The following is an 18,608-nucleotide window of genomic DNA, read 5'->3' as shown; positions in this document are numbered from 1 at the left end:
CTCGACGGACCTTGCCCGATCAGGCCCCGAGGAAATCATCTGTCGCACGCTCGAACTCGTCGGCGTGCGTCCAGATGAGCGCGTGGTCAGCATCGTCGATGATGACCAGCTGGGAACCAGCGACACCATCGTGGAGCATCTTCGCGTGGTGGATCGGTACCGCTTGATCGTTCGAAGCGGCGATGACGAGCGTCGGACATGCGATCTCCGCCAGCCGGCGCCTGCTGTCGAACGCGACCGTCTCCTTCCAGGCGGACACCATCAACTCGCGGTCCTGGTCCGCCATGAGCCCGGCGAGCCAGTCGGCACGTTCTTTGCCGAGCTGCGGCCCCACCCGTGAGACGACCAACTTCGCCAACAGCCGCATGCCGAGGACCTGGAGCGCCAGCGGCAGGAGATGGCCCTCAACCTTCTCGCGACAAGTCGCCATGTTGAACGCGAAGGTGCACGCGAGCACGAGGCGGTCGCATCGGTTGGGGAAGTCGAGGACCAACTGTTGAGCGATTGCCCCGCCCTGCGAGTAGCCGAGCACGGCGGTGGAGTCGATGCCCAGCTGGTCGAGCAGCTGCGCCAGGTCAGATGCGAGCTGCGTCACCGCGTACGGCGGCGGAAGTCGCCGGCTCCGCCCGTGGCCGCGCAGGTCGGGAACGATCACGCGATGCTGGCTGGCGAAATGCCCTATCACCGGCTCGAACATCTCGCCGGTGACCATCAACCCATGCACGAGCAGGAGAGGCGGCCCCGATCCGCGCTCGGTGAAGTAAATGTGCTCTGAAGGTGACCGTGCGGAGCTCATGACAGTCTTACGGCCTTTCGCGCATTGTCTGCCCCCCCCATCGCTGCCCCGGGCCGACGTGCATTCGTGGCGCACCCTCTTCGGCAGGAGCGCGTATCAGGGGCTGTCCCAGCGCTCGTCCGCCTCAACGAGCCGGGCAAGGTTTGCCAGGGCCATGCGCGTGCCCGTCTCGTTGTCGGCGGCGGAAACACCGTCGGGAACGCCTTCGTGCACGACGAGGACATCGGTGCCACCGTCTACATCGGTGAGCGTGGTCGTCATCGTCATCGTGCCGTTCAGCGCCGGGTCCGCGGTCTCAAACTCGAACACTTCGACCACCTGTTCGTTCGGCACGAGCTTCAGGAAGTGGCCGTGGTACGTGTCGGTATGTGGCGCCGACTTGCCGGTGCCACCCGGCACGTCGTAGGTGAGCGAGACGCGGAACGAGCCACCTTCGCGGGCATCGAATTCATGCACGTAACTGCTCATGCCGGCCGGCACCCGCCATGCCGCGATCGCGTCCGCATCCAGAAGCGCCCGATAGACGGCTGGACGCGAAGCACTCACATGCTGAGAAACCTGCGTCGAATACATCGACTGAACATACCGCCTTGGGCGCTTTGATGTTCAGCAGGACGTACTCCACTCGGCAGCTTCGGACGTGCCGGGCTCGCTGGGCTGCCAACGCCCGAGCAGCGGCATGAGAGGGCGTCCGTCAGCTGACCAGGTAGCCTCACGTCACCGTCAGCAGCAACCTGCCCGGGTAAGAGGTCTGCAGGCGACGATGCGCCTCCGCCGCCCGCCCCAGCGGGAACGTCTCGGCGACGTGCACCTCGAACGGTCCCGCTTCGATGAGCTCGTTGAGGCGCTGCAACTGCCCGGGGCCTGTCTCACCGTCGTACGCCCGGACCGTCACGCCGGGCCGCTCGCGCGGTACCGGTTGCACACCATGGGGGTACGCGAGCACGCCACCGTCGCGCAGCGCTTCGGTGAGCCTGTCCAGCGTCTCGCCACCCGCCATCGCCAGGACGGCGTCGACCCCCTGCGGAGCCACCTCCCGGATCCGCGCGAGCACCTCCGCGACGTTGCCGTGACCGTCGAGGGCCACGTCGGCGCCGAGCCGGGTCACCAGCGCCACGCCGTCCGCCCCGGAGGCCACGGCGATCACGTTGAGTCCCTGCCGCTTGGCCAACTGCACGGCCAGATGTCCCTGACCGCCGCTCGCGCCGAAGATCAGCAACCACGCCCCGGCCGGCAGGCCGAGGACGTCCAGTCCCGACAACGCGGTCAGCGCGTCGGTCGGCATGGCCCCCGCGTGCCCCACCGCCACACCCGGCGGCAGCTTCGCGACGTACGTGAGCTCGCCCGCCGCGGCGGCTCATCGGCCGGCCCGCGCGGCCAGGCGCGGGAGGGTAGCCGCAGGCCGTTGAGGCCGACGAGCCTGACCGTCGAGCTGCCCCGGCAGCGACCGCCGGGGCTCAGCGGGGCGCGGCCTCGGCTGCGCCGCGCAGCAGCATCTCCAGCCCGGCGGTGAACAGGTCGGCCGGGACCCGCTCCGGGTCGATGAGGTGCTGCAGCCCGATGCCGATGTCCAGGGCCATGATCAGCGCGGCCAGCTGACCGGCCGACATGCCCAGGTGGCCCTTGGTGGCCACCTCGGCGGCGTTCGCCTGGCGGCCCGCGTTCAGCGCCTCACTGAGCACCTCGCGCGCCTCCGCGTTGCGCATCCCGTAGAGCCAGAACTCGGCGATGGCCATGGTGCGCTGCCGGCTCTCGGCCGTGGCCACGTTCGCCTCGAAGCTCTCACCCAGGCGGCGCTGCCAGGTCAGGGAGTCGGTCAGCTGCTGCCCTCCGGCAGACACGGCGCAGGTTTCGTTGTGGCGTTGCAGCAGCGCCAACAGCAGGCCGGCCTTGCTGTCGAAGTTGGCGTAGACCGCTCCCTTGGACAGGCCGGCCTCGGCGGCGATGTCGTCGAGGCTGGTCTGGTGGATGCCGCGCGTGGCAAAGAGCGTCTCTGCGGCCTCCAGCAGACGCTCGCGGGTCTGTTGCTGCTTCTGGGCTCGGGTCAGTCGAACGGCCATGGCCTCATCCTGCCACGTTCCCCGCCATTGACATACCGGCGAGTATTCGAATACCGTTCGGTATCCAAAGACTGATTGGTATGTGAGGTTGCCGTGGTGCTACGCGTGGAGTCAGTGACCAAGGAATATCGGAAGGGCCGAAGAGCCAACGACGACATCTCCCTCGACGTGGGCGCCGGCGAGGTGCTCGGTCTGCTCGGTCACAACGGCGCCGGCAAGACCACCCTGATCAACCAGGTGGCCGGCATCATCCGCCCGACCAGCGGCAGCATCTCGCTGGTGGGCCGGGACCCGCTCAGGGAGCCGGCGTTCGCCCGGTCCGCGTGCTCCATCCAGCCGCAGGCGCACGCGCCGCTCAACGGCGTGACGCCGCGACAGGCGGTGGAGATGCTGGGCCGCATCCGCGGCGGCCGCCGGGACCAGGTGCGCCGGCGCAGCGAGGAGCTGTTCGCCGCGCTCGACATGACGGATTCGGCGGACCTGCCCGGCGAGCGCCTCTCCGGGGGCATTCGCCGTCTGACCAGCTTCTGCATGGCAGCTGTCGAGCCGGGCAGCCTGGTGCTGCTCGACGAGCCGACCAACGACGTCGACCCGGTGCGGCGGCGTCTGCTGTGGGCGGAGGTGCGGCGCCTCGCCGAGGACGACCGGGCCGTCATCGTCGTCACGCACAGCCTCGGCGAGGCCGAACGCGGCGTGGACCGGGTGGTCGTGCTCGGCCAGGGCCGTGTCGTCGCCGCGGGCACGCCCGCCGAGCTGCGCCGGGCTGTCCCGGACGATCTGCGGCTGGAGCTGACCGTCAGCCCGGACAGACCGGCGCCGGTGCCGCCGTCCTGGGCAGGGCACCCCGTCACCAGCGGCAACCGCATGACCGTCCCGGTTCCGGTGGCGGACGCCCAGGAGGCGATCGGCTGGGCCGTCCGGCTGCGCGGCGACGGGGTGGTAAACGAGTTCGCCCTCAGCCCGGTGACCCTCGAGGACGTCTACATCCAGCTCACCGCTGACCAGGAGGAGAATCGTCATGAACTGGCTGCGTAGCTACGGGCTGCTGGTGCGGTGGAGCGCCGTCCGACTGAAGTATCTGCTGCCTCTGATGCTGATCGTGCAGACGCTGCTCGCGGTGGGCATCGTCATCGGCTTCGCATTCCTGATCCCCGGGATCGACCAGCAGACGGCGCTGTACCTCTCCACCGGTGCGCCGGCGCTCGGCCTGATCACCGTCGGCATGGTGCTCGCGCCCCAACTGGTCGCGGAGACCAAGACGAGCGGCACCTTCGAGTACAACCGCACATTGCCGGTGCCGCGCAGCGCGATCCTGGCCGCCGACCTGAGCATCTGGCTCGTCACGTCCCTCCCCGGCCTGGTGTTGTCGCTGGTCGTGGCCGCTCTACGCTTCGACCTCTCGCTGCGGATCAGCGCGTTCGTCGTGCCGGCGGTGCTGCTGGTGGCGGTTACCGCGACCGCGGTGGGCTACGCCATCGCGTACGCCGCGCCGCCGTCGGTAGCGAGCCTCGTCTCGCAGGTGATCGTGTTCTTCGCGCTGATGTTCTCGCCGGTCAACTTCCCGGCCGACCGGCTGCCCGAGTGGCTGCAGGTGGTGCACCAGTTCCTGCCGATCCAGTACATGGCGGACGCGATCCGCCAGACGCTGGTGGTCCCGGCGGCCGGCCTGAACCCCGTACCGTTCCTGGTTCTGGCGGCCTGGTGCGTCTTCGGCCTGGCGGTGACGCTGAAGGTGATGACCCGCCGCAGTTGAGCAGCAGACATCGCGGCCGTCCATTCGGTGTATGGGCGGCCGCGGTGTCTCGCGTGCCGGGTAGGGAGGCATCACCTCCCTACCCGGCACCTGCGTCACTACAGCTCGCGGACCCTGACGTTGCGGAGCTCGATCAGGTCGTTCGTGCCGTGGTTCTGCAAACCGACGAACCCGCTGAGGAACTGCCGCAGGTCCGTGGGCGGGTCGCCCTGACGGGACGACGCCTTGCCCGGCGTGTTGTCGAACTCGTTGATCACCACGCCGTTACGGGTGATCGTGTAGTGCTGCCCGACCACCCGGACCTCGTAGTCGTTCCACCGGCCCTTCGGGGTCACTCCGGCCTGGTCCAGGCCGACCGGGTCGAAGTTGTAGATCGAACCGGTCTTCTGCGGTTCACCGGTCGGCCCGTCGTAGATCTGGATCTCGTGGCCGCAGTAGATGGCCACCCAGGCCGCCGAACTCCGGGCCGACCCGACCGTCCCGCAACTGCCGGCCGGCCGCTCGGCCAGCGGCGTCCTCGGATCCGGGAACCGGACGAAGGCGCCGCTGTTGGCGTAGACGCCCTCGGCGGAGGCGTCCCGGAACTGCATCCGCAGGGAGAAGTCCGCGAACTCCTCCTTCGCGTACCACAGCATGCCCAACCCGCCGGAGCTGCGGATGGATCCGTCCGGCCGCAGGGCGAACGACCCGCCGGGCGCCTGCCGCCAGTCCGCCAGGGATCCCGCCGTGCCGTCGAAGATGGGCCGGTAGCCGGCGATCTTGCCGATCTCCGAGTGAGCCGCCGCCCGGCTCAGCGTCGACGCCTCCCGGTTGTCGATCACACCGTCCGCGCGGAGGTCGTTGACCACGTCATTGACGTGGCTGACGAACTGACCGTGGTTGGACCAGTTGCGCTCGTCGTCGATCAGGTCGTTGATCGTGCAGTTGCCGCCGGCCTGACGGTTGGCCACGCCGGTGTCGGTGTCGAGCATCCGCACGGTTTTCCGGGCGTCCGGAGCGGCGCACCCGACCACGACCTCGATCTTCCCGGTGGCCACCTCGCCATCGGCGTAGGTGACCTTCACGGTCGCCTGGTACGTGCCGTAGTCCCGGTAGGTGTGGGTGGGGTTGGTCTCGCGCGACGGCGCGCTGCCGTCACCGAAGTTCCACTCCCACGCCACGCCGCCGGTCCGGGCGTTGGAGAAGGCGATCGTCTTCGGGTTGCTCTGCGCCACCGCACGCGCCGCGGCGTCGTTCGGGTTCGGCGTCGCCGGACCGCCCTGGTAGGCGACCCGGATCAGCTTCTGGTTGGAGTGCAGGCTGAAGAACCCACCGGCGTAGTCGAGCATGTACAGCGCGCCGTCCGGGCCAAACTTGGCGTCCATCCAGGACTGCAGCTGGGTGGCGCCGCTGCCGGAGCGGATGATGCTGCGCAGGTCCTCGGCGAAGGCCGGCGGCCCGTGGCTGTCGACCTTCGCCGGGTCGACGGTCACCGCGATCCGGTTGTTGGCGTTGGACTCGTCACCGATGAACCACTTGTCGTCCCAGTACGCCGGCCACGCCACACCGCTGTCGGTGTCGACATTCTCCCGCTGGTAGGTCGGCCCGTTCATGATGGCCTGGCCGCCGCCCTTGAGGTACGGCTGGGTGAACGTCTCCTCGCCGGACTGGTACGTCGGCAGGCCGCTCCCGTCGGTGCGCTTCGGATAGACCGGCCCACCGCCCTGCGGCGAGTACCAGATCATGTTGTCCCGCGCGGGTGGGATGTTGACCAGGCCGGTGTTACGCGGCGACTCGTTCTTCAGGTTGTCGCAGTCGTACCAGCCGGTCAGCACGTTCGCGTCGGTGGTGCCGCGATCCCGGTAGGGCTGCCGGTTGCCCATGCAGTAGGGCCAGCCCTGGTTGCCGGCGGAGGTGATGATGGTGGCCGTCTCGTACTTGGCGGGGCCGAGGTCCGGGCTCGGACCGCCGGCGTCCGGGCCGACCCACGCGGCGGTCAGCCAGTCGTTGACCGGGTCCCAGGCGATCCGGGCGATGTTGCGTACGCCCATCACGTAGATCTCCGGACGGCTCTTGCCGCCGCCCTCCTCCTTGCCGGTGAACAGGTTGCCCTGGGGAATCGTGTAGGTGCCGTCCGCCTCAGGGTGGATGCGGAGGATCTTGCCGTTGAGGTCGTTGGTGTTGCCGGAGGTCCGGCGGGCGTCCTGGAACGAGACACCCTTGTAGTCCTGGGTCCAGTTGTTCCCGGAGTAGCCGTTCGAGCCGCCGGAGGAGTTGCTGTCACCGGAGCCGATGTAGAGGTTGCCGGACTCGTCGAAGGTCATGCCGCCGCCCGCGTGGCAGCAGCTGTGGATCTGGGTGTCCCAGTGCAGCAGGTCCTTGCGGGTGTCCTGGTCGATCGACTGCTTCGCGGCGTCGTAGGTGAACCGCGAAACGGTCCGCTGGCCGATGCGCCGGTCCCGGTCGATCGACTCGTGCGGCATCCAGTAGGCGTAGACCCACCCGTTCTGCGCGAACTTCGGGTCGAGGGTGATGCCGACCAGGCCCTCCTCGTTCTTGACCAGCTCGCTGCCGCTGCCGCGGTTTCCCATCACGGGCAGCGTGGTGAGCAGCTTGACCTGCTTGGTCTTCGGGTCCCACCGGTGGATGGTGCCGCAGCCGAGGCCGACCTTGGGATCGTCCCAGCTGACGATCGGCCCGGACGGGCACGCCGCCTTGCCGATGTAGAAGACCCCACCGTCCGGCCCGATGGTCAGGCCGTGCGGCTCGCCGATCTGGTCGAGCTGGCCCGCCTGGTTGGTGGCGGTCAGCCGCTCGATCCGGTAGTTCGACGCGATCGTGGCCTGGCAGTCACCGCGCACCATGCCGGTGGTCCACTTGAGGGCCCCGAGCAGGTGATTCTGGAACTGCTTGTCGCTGGTCCAGCTGGCCTCGGTGCGGCCCATGCCGGTGTAGAACGACCGGCCGCCGTCGTAGTCCTGACACCACGAGATCGGGTGGAACGCCCCGTTGCCGCTCAGGCCCGCGTTGTAGCTGCGCTCCTCGACCTGGGCGATGGTGTGCACCCGGCCGGTCGGGCTCGGGTCCCAGTTGATCCACTGATCGGACCGGGTCCAGGTCAGCGGCAGCCCCTTGTTGGCCGGGTGCTGGCGGTCGGTGAGGTCGACGACGGCCTGCTGCACCGTGGTGTCCGGGGCGGGGCCGGCGTCGGGGCCGATCAACCACAGCTCGGCGAGCTGGATCAGCGGCTCTCCGCTGTTCGCGGTGACGTTCAGCCGGTAGTACTGGTACGGCTGGCTGTTGGTGAAGCTGTACTGCTTGGTCTGGAACCGCTGAGGGAAGGTCTCCCCGGAGCGGGTGTCCAGGGTGGTCCAGCTGGTGCCGTCCGCGGAGCCCTGCAGGGTCCAGTCCTTCGGGTCCCGGCCGGGGAAGTCGTTGGCGGAGGTCAGCGCATAGCGGGAGACCACCACCGGCTTCTGCAGCTTCGCGGTGAGCCAGCCGGTCGGGGAGAACGCCAGCCATTTGGTGCCCGTCGACCCGTCGATCGCCTTCGCGGCGGTCTCGTTCGGCGGGTTCTCGGCGCTCGCGGTGGCCTGGGCCGGCTTCTCGGCGTTGGGCAGGCTGGCGGCCGGGCGGGTACCGATCAGACCGGTGAACCAGGCGGAGCTGGGCTGGGCGCGGGCCGCGTCGTGCACGCCGACGAACCCGCCGCCGCCCTTGATGTACGCCTGGAAAGCGGCCTCCTGGGCGTCGTTGAGCGTCACCCCGTTGGCGGAGAGAAACACCACGCCGCGGTACCGGGCCAGGTTGCCGAAGGTGAAGACGCCCGGGTCGGCGGAGTCGTCGACGGAGAAGCCGTGCTCCGCACCCAGGTTCTTGATCCCGGCGACGGCCCGGGCGACGGGGTCGTCCTGCTGCTCCACCGGGCCGTGGAACACCAGCACCTTCACCGCCGCCGCGGCCTCGGCGGCGGTCGCCGTTAGGGGCGCCGGGCTCGCGGCCTGGGCGGGCAGGGCCAGCAGGCCGAGCACCAGCGCGGCGCTCGACGCGAGAGCGCCGGTGCGTCGCGCGGTCCGGCGGCGGACGGGGGGTGGCAGGGAGGCCGTGAGGTCGGCGCGGAGACGTCCGACCCATCGGGAAAATCGGGAACGGCGTTGCTGAGCCATCTCGACTCCTTCACAGGTGGGGTATGGCGGTGAGCGTTGTCCGAGCGGTTGGTCGGTAGGTGGTGTGGGTAGTGGTGGATGGCGGACGCCGTGACCCCGGGCGTGGCTGCCGGTCCGTTCAGCTCCGGGCGGACCGGCAGCCACGGGCCCTCGGCACGGTGGCCGCCGGGCGGTCAGTTGTGCTGGTGTTCTCCCGCGCCGCCGGCTCCGGTGCCGGCCGCGGCGGTAGCCGGGTGGGAGTGGTGGTCGTGGCCCGGGGGCATCGCCCCGGACTCATCGAGGACGTGCAGCATCGTCGACATACCGCCGTCGGAGTGGAACTGCATGTGGCAATGGAGCATCCAGTGCCCCGGCCCGACCGAGTCGCCCGCCACCACCTGGAACCCGAACGAGTCACCGGGGCCGAGTGGCTTGTTGTCGATGATCGGGACCTGGTCGACGAACGGTTGCCCGTTGCCGACCAGGCCGGTCCGGGTGTCCGCCCAGGAGTGCCCGTGCAGGTGGAAGGTGTGCATGTCGTTGCCGATGCCGACGACGATGAACTCGACCTTCTCCCCCTTGCGAGCGACCAGGCAGGTCGGGCCCGGCTGCGGGTTCCGCTCGTCGCAGGTGTCGGTGGCCGCGCCGCGGCGCAGGTTGATGCTCTGCCGGTCACCGAAGACCACGGTGTAGGTGCGGTCGGGCTTCGGGTCCCCGGGCCGCCGTACCACGAGCCCGCCGAAGAGGCCTGCGCCGAGGCCCTGCGTCCCGTGCGGGCCGCCGACCACGTGGTCGTGGTACCACCAGTAGCCGGCCGTACCCGGCGATCCGGTCTTGTTGTTCCGCTGCTGGGCAAACCAGGTGTACGTGCGCGACTGGCCGGGTGGGACGAAGGACCCACTCTGCACGGTGCCGTCGGAGAGTTGGGTGTACTTGACCCCGTGCACGTGCAGCGAGACGCCGAGCGGGTGGGCGGGGTCGGTGCGCAGCTGTTCGAGGGTCGCCACCGGCACCTGGTTGTGCAGGGTGATGGCGAGACACTCTCCCTCCATCATCTCCATGGTCGGGCCCGGATAGGAGGCCGTCTGCGGCGTGAGGCCGTAACCGAGTCGGATCTGCGTTCCGTCCTTCGGCAGCTCCACGGCGTAGAGCTGAATGCTGCGGTCCGGCCTCGTGCAGCCCTCCGGCCGTTCGGCCGAGAACACGCCGCTGCCCGCGACCGCCAGCCCACCGGCGCCGAGCAGGGTCAGCACCACGGTCGCCGCCACCACCAGCATCCGGCGGGTGCTCGATCCGCGGCGAGGCGGCTCCGCCGCCGTCTCGTCCTGGGGCAGCCGCCAGGCCGACGCGCTCACCGGGCACCCCGCAGGTCGACCATGCGCTGGTAGCTGCGCTCGGCGGCGCCGAGGGACCCGGGCGGGTTGGGCTGGGCGTTGGGCCCGGTGTCCTGCTCCCACAGGTAGGTGAACCGTCCGCCGCCGTCGAGCTCGGTGAAGAAGTCGGCGAACGGGATGACGCCGGCACCGAATTCGACGTCCAGGTAGGAGTTGCCCTGCTGAGCGTCGGGCAGCGGTACGCCGTCCTTGACGTGGAACAGCGGGAAGCGGTGCGGTTGGGCCTTGACGTAGTCGACCGGCCGGAAGCCCGGGTACTTCCGCGCCCCGCCGTACGCCCAGAGGATGTCCATCTCCAGGTACACGTACCGCGGATCGGTGAGCTCCAGGAACAGGTCGTAGAGCCGCACGTCCGGCCGGTCGAGCGCGAAGCTGAACTCGATGGTGTGGTTGTGCTGGTAGAGCTTGACTCCCCGGGCGGCCGCGGCGGCGCCCCAGGCGTTGAACTCCGCCGCGGCCGCCCGGTACCCGTCGATGGTGCGGTTGCCGGTCGGTGCCGAGGCGGTGCCGATGGCCGGCATGCCGAGGGTCTCGGCGACGTCCAACTCCCATTCCAGGTTGGTGCGGAAGTCACCCAGTCCGCGGTGGCTGCCCGCGGCCTTCAGCCCGTTGTCGTCGAGCAGCTGCCGGATCTGGGCCGGGGTGATCGCTCCGACGCTGCCCTGCGTGTAGCCGGCGAACTCCACCTCCCGGTAGCCGATCCGGGACAGCTCCTCGAAGACCGCCGCGAAGCCGATCTGGGCGATCTTGTCGCGGACGCTGTAGAGCTGGATGCCCATGTGCCCGCGCGGGATCAGATGACCCCTGGAGTCGCCCGCCGCCGAGGCCGGCAGGGCGCCGGCGAGGCTGGCCGCACTGACCGCGACAGTGGATCCGGCGAGCCCGCGCAACAGCGCCCGACGGTCGATCCTGTATTTCGCCATGGTTGTCGTCCTTTCGTTCCGGTCAGCAGCAGGTGGTCGGGGCGGACGGCGTCCCGTTCGGGCAGCACGGGCTCAGCGGCGCGATCCGCACGTTGCGGAAGCTGATGACGTCGGCGGTGCCGTGGTTCTGCAGGCCGATGTGTCCGCGGGCGCTCTGCCGCCCCGCTCCGCCCGGGTCGTCCGCGCGGGGTGGACTGAACACGGCGTCCGGGGTGTTCACGTATTCGTTGATCAGCTCGCCGTTGCGGAAGACCGAGTAGTGCTGCCCCACCACCCGGATCTCGTAGTCGTTCCAGCTGCCCTTCGGGGTGACGTGCGCGCCGGCCAGGTCCACCCGGTCGAAGCCGTACACCGATCCGCTCTTGTACTGGTCGCCGTCCGGCCGGTCGTAGATCTGCAGCTCGTGGCCGTACTTGATGGCCACCCACTCCGGACGGGGCTCCGCCGCGTGGCGGTGCACATCGGGGAAGCGGACGAAGACCCCGCTGTTGGCCCGGCCGGTGCCGGGGGCGTCGTCGCGCCACTGGAGCTTGAGCGAGAAGTCGCCGTACGTCGCCGCGAGGAACCAGAGCATGCCGAGGCCGGCGACGGGACGGCTGGTGACGGACCCGTCGGCGTTGCGGGTGAAGCCACCCGCCCCGACGTGCTCCCACCGGTTGAACGACGCGGCCGAGGCGTCGAGCAACGGCTGGTAACCGTTCTTCTCGTCCGGCTTGCCGACGCCCGAGCGGCCGGCCGCGCTGACCAGCCGACCGTGCTCCTTGTGGTCGATCACACCCAGGTGGTGCAGGTGCTCCGCGACCTCCGTGACGTGCTTGACGAACTGGCCGTGATTCGGCCACGCCTTCTCGTCCTGGATGGCGTTGTTGATCGTGCAGCCGTCCTCGACGACCCGGTTGGGCACGCCGCTGTCCACGGTGCCGAGCCACACCGTCGGCCGGGTGTCCGGCACCGGGCAGGCGGTGGGTCCGTTGGCGACCACGGTGAAGGTGACGGACGCGGTGCCCGAGGTGTTGCCGGCCTTGTCGGTGGCCCGGTAGCTGAGCGTGTGCTGACCCGGCTGGTTGACGGTGACCGGCATGGAGTACCGGGCGTACGGCTGCGCGTCGAGGGAGTACTCGATGCGGTCGACGCCGGATCCCGCGTCCGCCGCGGAGAGGATCACGGTGGCGCTGCCGAGGTAGGCGCCGCTCGCGTCCTGCTGACCGGAGACGGCCGCGGCCGCGGTGGGCGGGGTGGTGTCCGGGGCTGGCGGCTGCACCACGGTGAACGACACCGACTGCGCCGCCGAGGTGTTACCCGCCTTGTCGGTGGCCCGGTACGCCAGCGTGTGCTGGCCCGGCTGGTTCACCGTGACCGGCGCCGAATAGCCCGCGTACGGCTGCCCGTCCAGGGAGTACTCGATCCGGTCGACGCCGGAGCCGCTGTCGGTGGCCGACAGCGTCACCGTCGCCGACCCCACGTACGCGCCGTTGCTGTCCCGCTGGCCGGTCACCGCCGCGTTCGCGGTCGGCGGGGTGGTGTCCGGCACCGGCGGGTCGACCACAGTGAACGACACCGACTGCGCCGCCGACGTGTTACCCGCCTTGTCTGTGGCCCGGTAGCTGACCGTGTGCTGGCCCGGCTGGCTCACGGTGACCGGCGCCGAGTAGCGGCCGTAGGCGCCGCCGTCGAGGGAGTACTCGATCCGGTCCACCCCGCTACCGGTGTCGGTGGCCGACACGGTCACCGTCGCCGACCCCACATACGCGCCGGTGTTGTCGCGCTGCCCGGTGACTCCGGCCGACGTGGTGGGCGGGGTGGTGTCCGGCGCCGGCGGGTCGACCACGGTGAACGACACCGACTGCGCCGCCGAGGTGTTACCCGCCTTGTCGGTGGCCCGGTACGCCAGCGTGTGCTGGCCCGGCTGGTTCACCGTGACCGGCGCCGAGTAGCCCGCGTACGGCTGCCCGTCCAGGGAGTACTCGATCCGGTCCACCCCGGTGCCGGCGTCGGTGGCGGTGAGCGTGACCGTCGCCGACCCCACGTACGCCCCGGTGTCGTCGCGTTGGCCAGACAGGGCGGCCGACGCGGTGGGCGGGGTGGTGTCCGGCACCGGCGGGTCGACCACAGTGAACGACACCGACTGCGCCGCCGACGTGTTACCCGCCTTGTCGGTGGCCCGGTACGCCAACGTGTGCTGGCCCGGCTGGTTCACCGTGACCGGCGCCGAATAGCCCGCGTACGACTGCCCGTCCAGGGAGTACTCGATCCGGTCCACCCCGGTGCCGGTGTCGACAGCGGAGAGTGTCACGGTGGCGGTTCCGACGTAGGCACCGCTGTCGTCGCGCTGGCCCGTCACCGCGGCCGTCACGGTCGGCGGCGTGGTGTCCGGGGCCGGCGGTTCCACCACGGTGAACGACACCGACTGCGGTGTCGAGGTGTTACCCGCCTGGTCGGTGGCCCGGTAGCTGAAGGTGTGCTGCCCGGGCTGGTTGACGGTGACCGGCGCGGAGTAGGTCCCGTAGGTCCCGCCGTCGAGGGAGTACTCGATCCGCCCCACCCCGGATCCGCTGTCCGTGGCCGTGAGCGTCACCGTGGCCGAGCCCAGGTACGCGCCGGTGCCGTCCCGTTCGCCGGAGACCACGGCGGACACGGTCGGCGGGGTGGTGTCCGAACCGCCGCCGCTGACGACCAGCAGGCCGGTCATCCCGCCGTGGCCGGGGATCGCGCAGAAGTACCGGTAGGTGCCGGGCGAGAGCACGACGTCGATGGTCCACCGGCCCCCCTTGGCGTCGGTCGGGTCGGCCAGGATGTTCACGTCGACGTCGCTGTTGTACGCCGGATTGCCCGTGTCGAACGTCAGGGTGTGCTGCATGCCGGTGGTGTTGCCGGTCGCGGCGCTGTTCTCGAAGACGAGCGTGGCCGGCCCGGCTACGGCGGTGGTCGGAGCGGAGCGGTAGGCGAGGAAGTTGTTGCCGGCGGTCCAGGTGAGCACCTGGGCCTGCACCTGCTGCTGGCCTGCCGCCGAGGCCGCCGTCGCCCGTTCCGGGCCGGCCGGTCGGGCGCTCGCCGGCACCGCCACCAGCCCGGCGGTCACCCATAGCAGGACCGCTGTGGCGACAGCGGTGATCGATCTCCGGAGCCGGCCCGCAGGGAGCCGGCCAGGCAATGGATACCCGTTCATCAATGCCTCTCTCACAGGTCTGAGGAGCACCGGCGGAGGTCCGCATCACCCCTCCGATGTCACCTCTTGTCGCTATATGTCGCCGGAATCAACGAACCGTGCCTCCCCTTTCCGGCCGCACGGGATCCTCGGCCGTGGCCTGCGGCCACGGTCGTGCTGTGTGGATGGCTTCGCCTGAGGTCAGCGGGCGAGCCGAATCGCCCGCGCGTCAGGCAGGACTGCGCGTCGGAGCTGCCGGGGCGTTAGTTCAGCCCCGGAGCTGACGAGGCGCCATCGAGAGGTGGGATGGACTGGAGCCACACGGCGCGTCTCCACATCGGGTTGCTCGTTCCTCGTTGCCCGGCTGGGCCGGAGGTGGCATCCCTGGGTCGGGACCGTGCCCCCGGACGTCTCGCGCCGTCTGGGACCACGGTTCGAGATCTACCGCGCCGCCGGTTTATCTCGACGAAACATATTGATGGTTCCCGACACTACTAAGTTGGCATCAAGGTGTCCAGAGCTTCTGTCGACGTCGGCGGTACTTTTCTCCGCTGCGACGAAAGTCTGTGGCGTCGCCCGCCCGTGCAGGCGTTACATCGAAGACAGTCCACCTCGGACCGAGTACGGCGGGGGCGGTGCCGCGGGGGCAGCCGAGCGTGGCGTCCGCGCCGTCCGGGAACGGCGGGCCGGTCGGCACGCGCTCCATGAACGTGTGCGGTGTCGTCCGCCCGGATACGATCGCCCGACTGGTGCCGGAGGCGTCCAATCCAGAGGCCGACATCCGGCCCACCAAGGGCAGGTGCTCGTTCTCGGGGCCGGGCGGGCGAGGGCGCCAGCCGGGCCGAGGTGTTCCTGCGGTTCGGTTACGTGCGTTCGACGCGACGCACCGTACGCCTCCCGCAACGCGCTGTTCGAAGCGACGCGAAACGTGGCGCAGGAGGTCGCCACGCGATGTTACGGAAGGCGCTGAGCGGGCTGACCTGCCCGGACGAGGAGGACCCCGGCACCTGGTGGGAGGCCGAGCTGTCACTGCACCGGCACCAGCCGGCGGCGCGGCCAAGCCCCTGCCCGTAGCGGCGGGGCGACCCGGCGCCGGTGGCCGGCCAGCAGGGGGTGCGGCGGACCCGGGGCCTACGTACCGATCCGGCGTGGATCCATCCGGGTGACCGCCGGCCCGGTGAGCTGCCAGAACTCCTTCGGCAGTTGGGAGACGAAGTCCCTGTATTCCTTCGCGCTGACCGCCGCACGCAGCGTGTCCAGCACGGCGCGCGCACCGTCGGTCGCCGTCTGAAGATCCACCGCGGCCCGGGCCTGAACCCGCTCGAGGAATTCGGCGAGCCCGAACGGCACGGCATCGTCGTTGGGTTTGGGTACGTACACCCGCAGCTCCTCGGGAAGCTGCGAGGCGAGGTCCCGTGCCTGACCGCCACTGATCCGTTCCGCCAACGTCTCCAGCGTGGCACGGGTGATCGGCTCGGCCTGCACTGGTGAGACCCCTGGCCGCATCGCCACCGCCTGGACGAACTCCGCGTGGTTCACCTCGGACCCCCTCTCGCACCGGACCGAGCGCGTACCCGCGCACACCGGGCTGAAACGATCAGCTCGCGCGGGGCCGCACTCCCAGCAGCGCCGCCACCTGGGCCGGGAAGCCCATCAGATCGAGGCGCGCGCCGCCGCGACGATGGCGCTCACCCCGATCCCCGCCTGGTCCATCAGCTGCGCCGGCGTCCCGGAGGTGGGCAGCCCGCGTACCGCCAGATGTGTCACCCGCAGCGGCTCGGCCAGGTCGGCCAGCGATTCGAGGACGGCAGACCCCAGGCCACCTTCGGGGTAGTGGTCCTCGACGATTACCAGCCGACCGCCGGTGTCCCGGACGGCGGCGAGCAACCGCTCCCGGTCCAGCGGTTTGACCGAGTAGAGGTCGATGACCCGGGCGTTGATCCCCCCGGCTGCCAGCTCGTCGGCGGCGGCGAGGCAGTTGTGCACGGTCACCCCGGCACCGATCAGCGCCACCCGGTCGTCGTCGCCGCCGCGGAGCAGCTTGCTGCCGCCCACCGGGAAGGCGTCGTCGTTGTCGTAGAGCACGGGGTGCCCGCCCCGGGTGGTGCGCAGGTAGTTGACGCCCTTGCGGTCGACCATCTGGGCGACGAGAGCGGCGCAGGACACGGCGTCACTGGGGTAGAGCACTGTCGACCCCTGAACGGCGCGCATCGCCGCCAGGTCCTCCAGCCCCATCTGGGAGGGACCATCCGCCCCGATCTCCACCCCCGCGTGCGACCCGGACAGGGCGATGTCGGCCCGGGAGATGCCCGCCATGCGGACGAAGTCGAAGGCGCGGGACAGGAACGCCGCGAACGTCGCGGCGAAGGGCCGGTATCCGCGCACCTGCAGCCCGACCGCCGCGGCGACCAGTTGCTGTTCCGAGATGAACATCTCGAAGAACCGGTCGGGGTACATCTTGGCGAACTCGTCGGCGCGGGTGGAGTCGCTGACTTCGCCGTCCAAGGCGACCACGTCCGGCCGGGAGCCCAGCGCGCGCAGCGCATCGCCGTACGCGTTCCGGGTGGCCACCTTCGCTCCCCTGTCGTACCGGGGCAGCACGGGCGGCTCGCCGGCGCGGGTGTCGGCTGGCGGGGCGGGCTCGGGCCGCGGCCCGGTGATGCGGATCTGGCGTACCCCGCCGAGAGCCTTGACGGCCCGCTCGGCGAGATCGGGCTTCAGTGGCTTGCCGTGCCAGCCCGGCTTGTTCTCGACCTCCGGCACTCCCTTGCCCTTGACCGTCCGGGCGAGCACCACGGTGGGGCCCGTCGACTGCCGGGCGCGGCCCAACGCCTCGTCGATCGCGGCCAGGTCGTGGCCGTCGATGACGATCGCCTGGCAGCCGAACGCCTCGACCCGCCGCCGGTAGGTGTCCAGATCCCACTCCAGCTCGGTCGGCCCCCGCTGCCCGAGCCGGTTGACATCGACGATCGCGGTGAGGTTGTGCAGCCCGTAGTGGCCGGCCTTGTCCAGTGCCTCCCAGATGGAGCCCTCGGCCGTCTCGCTGTCGCCGCACACCGCCCACACGTGGTAAGGCAGATGATCGAGGTGCCGGCCCGCCAGCGCGATACCGACGCCGACCGGCAGTCCCTGACCGAGCGAACCGGTGGCGACGTCGACCCAGGGCAACGCCGGTGTGGGGTGCCCCTGCAGACGCGACCCGAACTGGCGGTAGCTGTCGACCAACTCCTGGTCGGTGATCGCACCCACCGCCTTGAAGACCGCGTACAGCAGCGGCGAGGCGTGGCCCTTGGAGAAGATCAGGTGGTCGTTGGCGCGGCCGCGCGGCTCCGCCCAGTCGTAACGCAGGTGCCGGGAGATCAGCACCGCGAGCAGATCAGCGGCGGACAGGCTCGATGTCGGATGCCCGGACCCGGCCTGAGTGCTGCACCGGATCGCATCCACCCGCAGCTGGGCGGCAAGCTCACCCAGTTGAGTGATCTCCTCGTCGCGGAGAGTGCGCTCTGCTTCCATCGTCACCGGCATCGCCTCCAGCGATCGGCTCCTTCGGCCAGTGCTCCACGCCTGGGCCGTCCGGCCCGACCAACCGGGCCGCTCGCCGCTGGCCGACTCCGCACCTACGCTAGTCAGGAAACCCGGTCGCCATCCCGTAACCACCGATTTGACAGCTCAGGTCCCGAAGCTCACCTCGCGGTGAGGGGGCGCGGCCTCCTCCGGGCGTCTGCAACTTGCACCGCCGTTTCCCGTGGCGGTGCACGGGTAGACGCCGCCATCCGGTCGAGAGGAAGGCCCCGAAGGTGGACAGCAACGACTTCATCGGCTTGGTGGCGAAGCGGGCGAACACGTCATCAGCGCAGGCGACCGCCCTCACCCGGGCCACGCTGCGGACCCTGGCGGAACGGATCGACGGAGGCGAGGCCCGTGACCTCGCCACCCAGCTTCCCGAGGAACTTCAGGCCTACGCGTTCGCCTCCAGCGAGACCGGCGAACGGTTCGGGCTCGACGTCTTCGTGCAACGGGTCAGTGGACGCGCCGAGGTGGATCCGGCGCTGGCGGAGGCCGGCATGCGCGCGGTGTTCGACACCCTCCGCGAGACCGTCACGCCCGGCGAGTACGACGACGCCATTTCCCAGCTCCCGGCGGAACTCTCGCAGGTCGCCAACCCGGCTGCGCCCTTCGACGGACAGCGCAGCCGCGGTTAGGGGTGCCATTCGGCGGGGGCGCTGCGGGCTCTCTCACCCGATGTCCGGGGGAGGTGAAGGCGGACCGCGGCGACCTGGAGCGGCGGGCGGTGGGCGCCCGCAGCGGACTTGGTGACGGGCCGAAACGCAGTCAGGGCCACCCCGGATGGGGTGGCCCTGACTGAATGTTTGTCCGGCGGTGTCCTACTCTCCCACACCCTCCCGAGTGCAG

13 protein-coding genes are annotated in these 18,608 nt (G+C 70.2%); 3 read left to right on the top strand and 10 right to left on the bottom strand.

The window, feature by feature from the left end; translation table 11 throughout:
- Nucleotides 1–19: 19 nt before the first annotated feature.
- The 4 genes from ABZ807_RS24225 to ABZ807_RS24210 all read right to left on the bottom strand — a co-directional run bounded on the left by ABZ807_RS24225 (nt 20) and on the right by ABZ807_RS24210 (nt 2,856).
- A complete protein-coding gene (locus ABZ807_RS24225) occupies nt 20–796 on the bottom strand; it encodes an alpha/beta hydrolase (protein ID WP_357162166.1) in 777 nt (258 codons plus the stop codon).
- A 96-nt stretch (nt 797–892) separates the two neighbouring features.
- Nucleotides 893–1,369 carry an SRPBCC domain-containing protein gene (locus ABZ807_RS24220; RefSeq protein WP_357162163.1) on the bottom strand — a complete coding sequence of 159 codons (477 nt, stop codon included), beginning with the start codon at nt 1,367–1,369 and terminating at the stop codon, nt 893–895.
- A gap of 139 nt (nt 1,370–1,508) precedes the next feature.
- On the bottom strand, nt 1,509–2,099 hold the full coding sequence (locus ABZ807_RS24215; RefSeq protein WP_357162160.1) for a zinc-binding dehydrogenase: 591 nt from the start codon (nt 2,097–2,099) through the stop codon (nt 1,509–1,511).
- A gap of 154 nt (nt 2,100–2,253) precedes the next feature.
- Nucleotides 2,254–2,856, bottom strand: a complete 603-nt coding sequence (locus ABZ807_RS24210; RefSeq protein WP_357162157.1) for a helix-turn-helix domain-containing protein — start codon at nt 2,854–2,856, stop codon at nt 2,254–2,256.
- A gap of 96 nt (nt 2,857–2,952) precedes the next feature.
- Between ABZ807_RS24210 and ABZ807_RS24205 the strand changes: the two genes are divergently transcribed.
- Both ABZ807_RS24205 and ABZ807_RS24200 read left to right on the top strand, forming a co-directional pair.
- Complete coding sequence (locus tag ABZ807_RS24205) at nt 2,953–3,891, top strand: ABC transporter ATP-binding protein (protein WP_357162154.1); 939 nt, start codon at nt 2,953–2,955, stop codon at nt 3,889–3,891.
- Nucleotides 3,875–4,609: an ABC transporter permease gene (locus ABZ807_RS24200; protein WP_357162151.1), complete on the top strand. Its 735-nt coding sequence runs from the start codon at nt 3,875–3,877 to the stop codon at nt 4,607–4,609. The genes ABZ807_RS24205 and ABZ807_RS24200 overlap by 17 nt, the downstream gene beginning before the upstream one ends.
- Before the next feature lie 98 nt (nt 4,610–4,707).
- On the opposite strand, the gene ABZ807_RS24195 is transcribed toward ABZ807_RS24200, so the two are convergent.
- The 6 genes from ABZ807_RS24195 to ABZ807_RS24170 all read right to left on the bottom strand — a co-directional run bounded on the left by ABZ807_RS24195 (nt 4,708) and on the right by ABZ807_RS24170 (nt 17,708).
- Nucleotides 4,708–8,754 (bottom strand): ThuA domain-containing protein, encoded by a 4,047-nt coding sequence (locus tag ABZ807_RS24195; protein WP_357162148.1) that lies wholly within the window; start codon nt 8,752–8,754, stop codon nt 4,708–4,710.
- 173 nt (nt 8,755–8,927) lie between these two features.
- Entirely contained in the window at nt 8,928–10,088 is a 1,161-nt protein-coding gene (locus tag ABZ807_RS24190; RefSeq protein WP_357162145.1) for a multicopper oxidase domain-containing protein, read from the bottom strand.
- Nucleotides 10,085–11,050, bottom strand: coding sequence for a sugar phosphate isomerase/epimerase (locus ABZ807_RS24185; RefSeq protein ID WP_357162142.1), 966 nt, complete (start codon nt 11,048–11,050; stop codon nt 10,085–10,087). The genes ABZ807_RS24190 and ABZ807_RS24185 overlap by 4 nt, the downstream gene beginning before the upstream one ends.
- A gap of 22 nt (nt 11,051–11,072) precedes the next feature.
- Nucleotides 11,073–14,129: a family 16 glycoside hydrolase gene (locus ABZ807_RS24180; protein WP_357162139.1), complete on the bottom strand. Its 3,057-nt coding sequence runs from the start codon at nt 14,127–14,129 to the stop codon at nt 11,073–11,075.
- A 1,197-nt stretch (nt 14,130–15,326) separates the two neighbouring features.
- Nucleotides 15,327–15,734, bottom strand: a complete 408-nt coding sequence (locus ABZ807_RS24175) for a DUF2267 domain-containing protein (RefSeq protein ID WP_357162136.1) — start codon at nt 15,732–15,734, stop codon at nt 15,327–15,329.
- A gap of 114 nt (nt 15,735–15,848) precedes the next feature.
- Complete coding sequence (locus tag ABZ807_RS24170) at nt 15,849–17,708, bottom strand: transketolase (RefSeq protein ID WP_357162284.1); 1,860 nt, start codon at nt 17,706–17,708, stop codon at nt 15,849–15,851.
- 284 nt (nt 17,709–17,992) lie between these two features.
- Here ABZ807_RS24170 and ABZ807_RS24165 point away from each other — a divergent pair, with 284 nt between their 5' ends.
- A complete protein-coding gene (locus ABZ807_RS24165; protein WP_357162133.1) occupies nt 17,993–18,397 on the top strand; it encodes a DUF2267 domain-containing protein in 405 nt (134 codons plus the stop codon).
- Nucleotides 18,398–18,608 lie beyond the last annotated feature (211 nt).

The organism is Micromonospora sp. NPDC047548 (assembly GCF_040642975.1).
In the GTDB taxonomy this organism is placed as follows: Bacteria; Actinomycetota; Actinomycetes; order Mycobacteriales; family Micromonosporaceae; genus Micromonospora.
The sequence above is the reverse complement of the archived record's forward strand: the minus strand, read 5'-3'. Positions and strand labels throughout refer to the sequence as shown.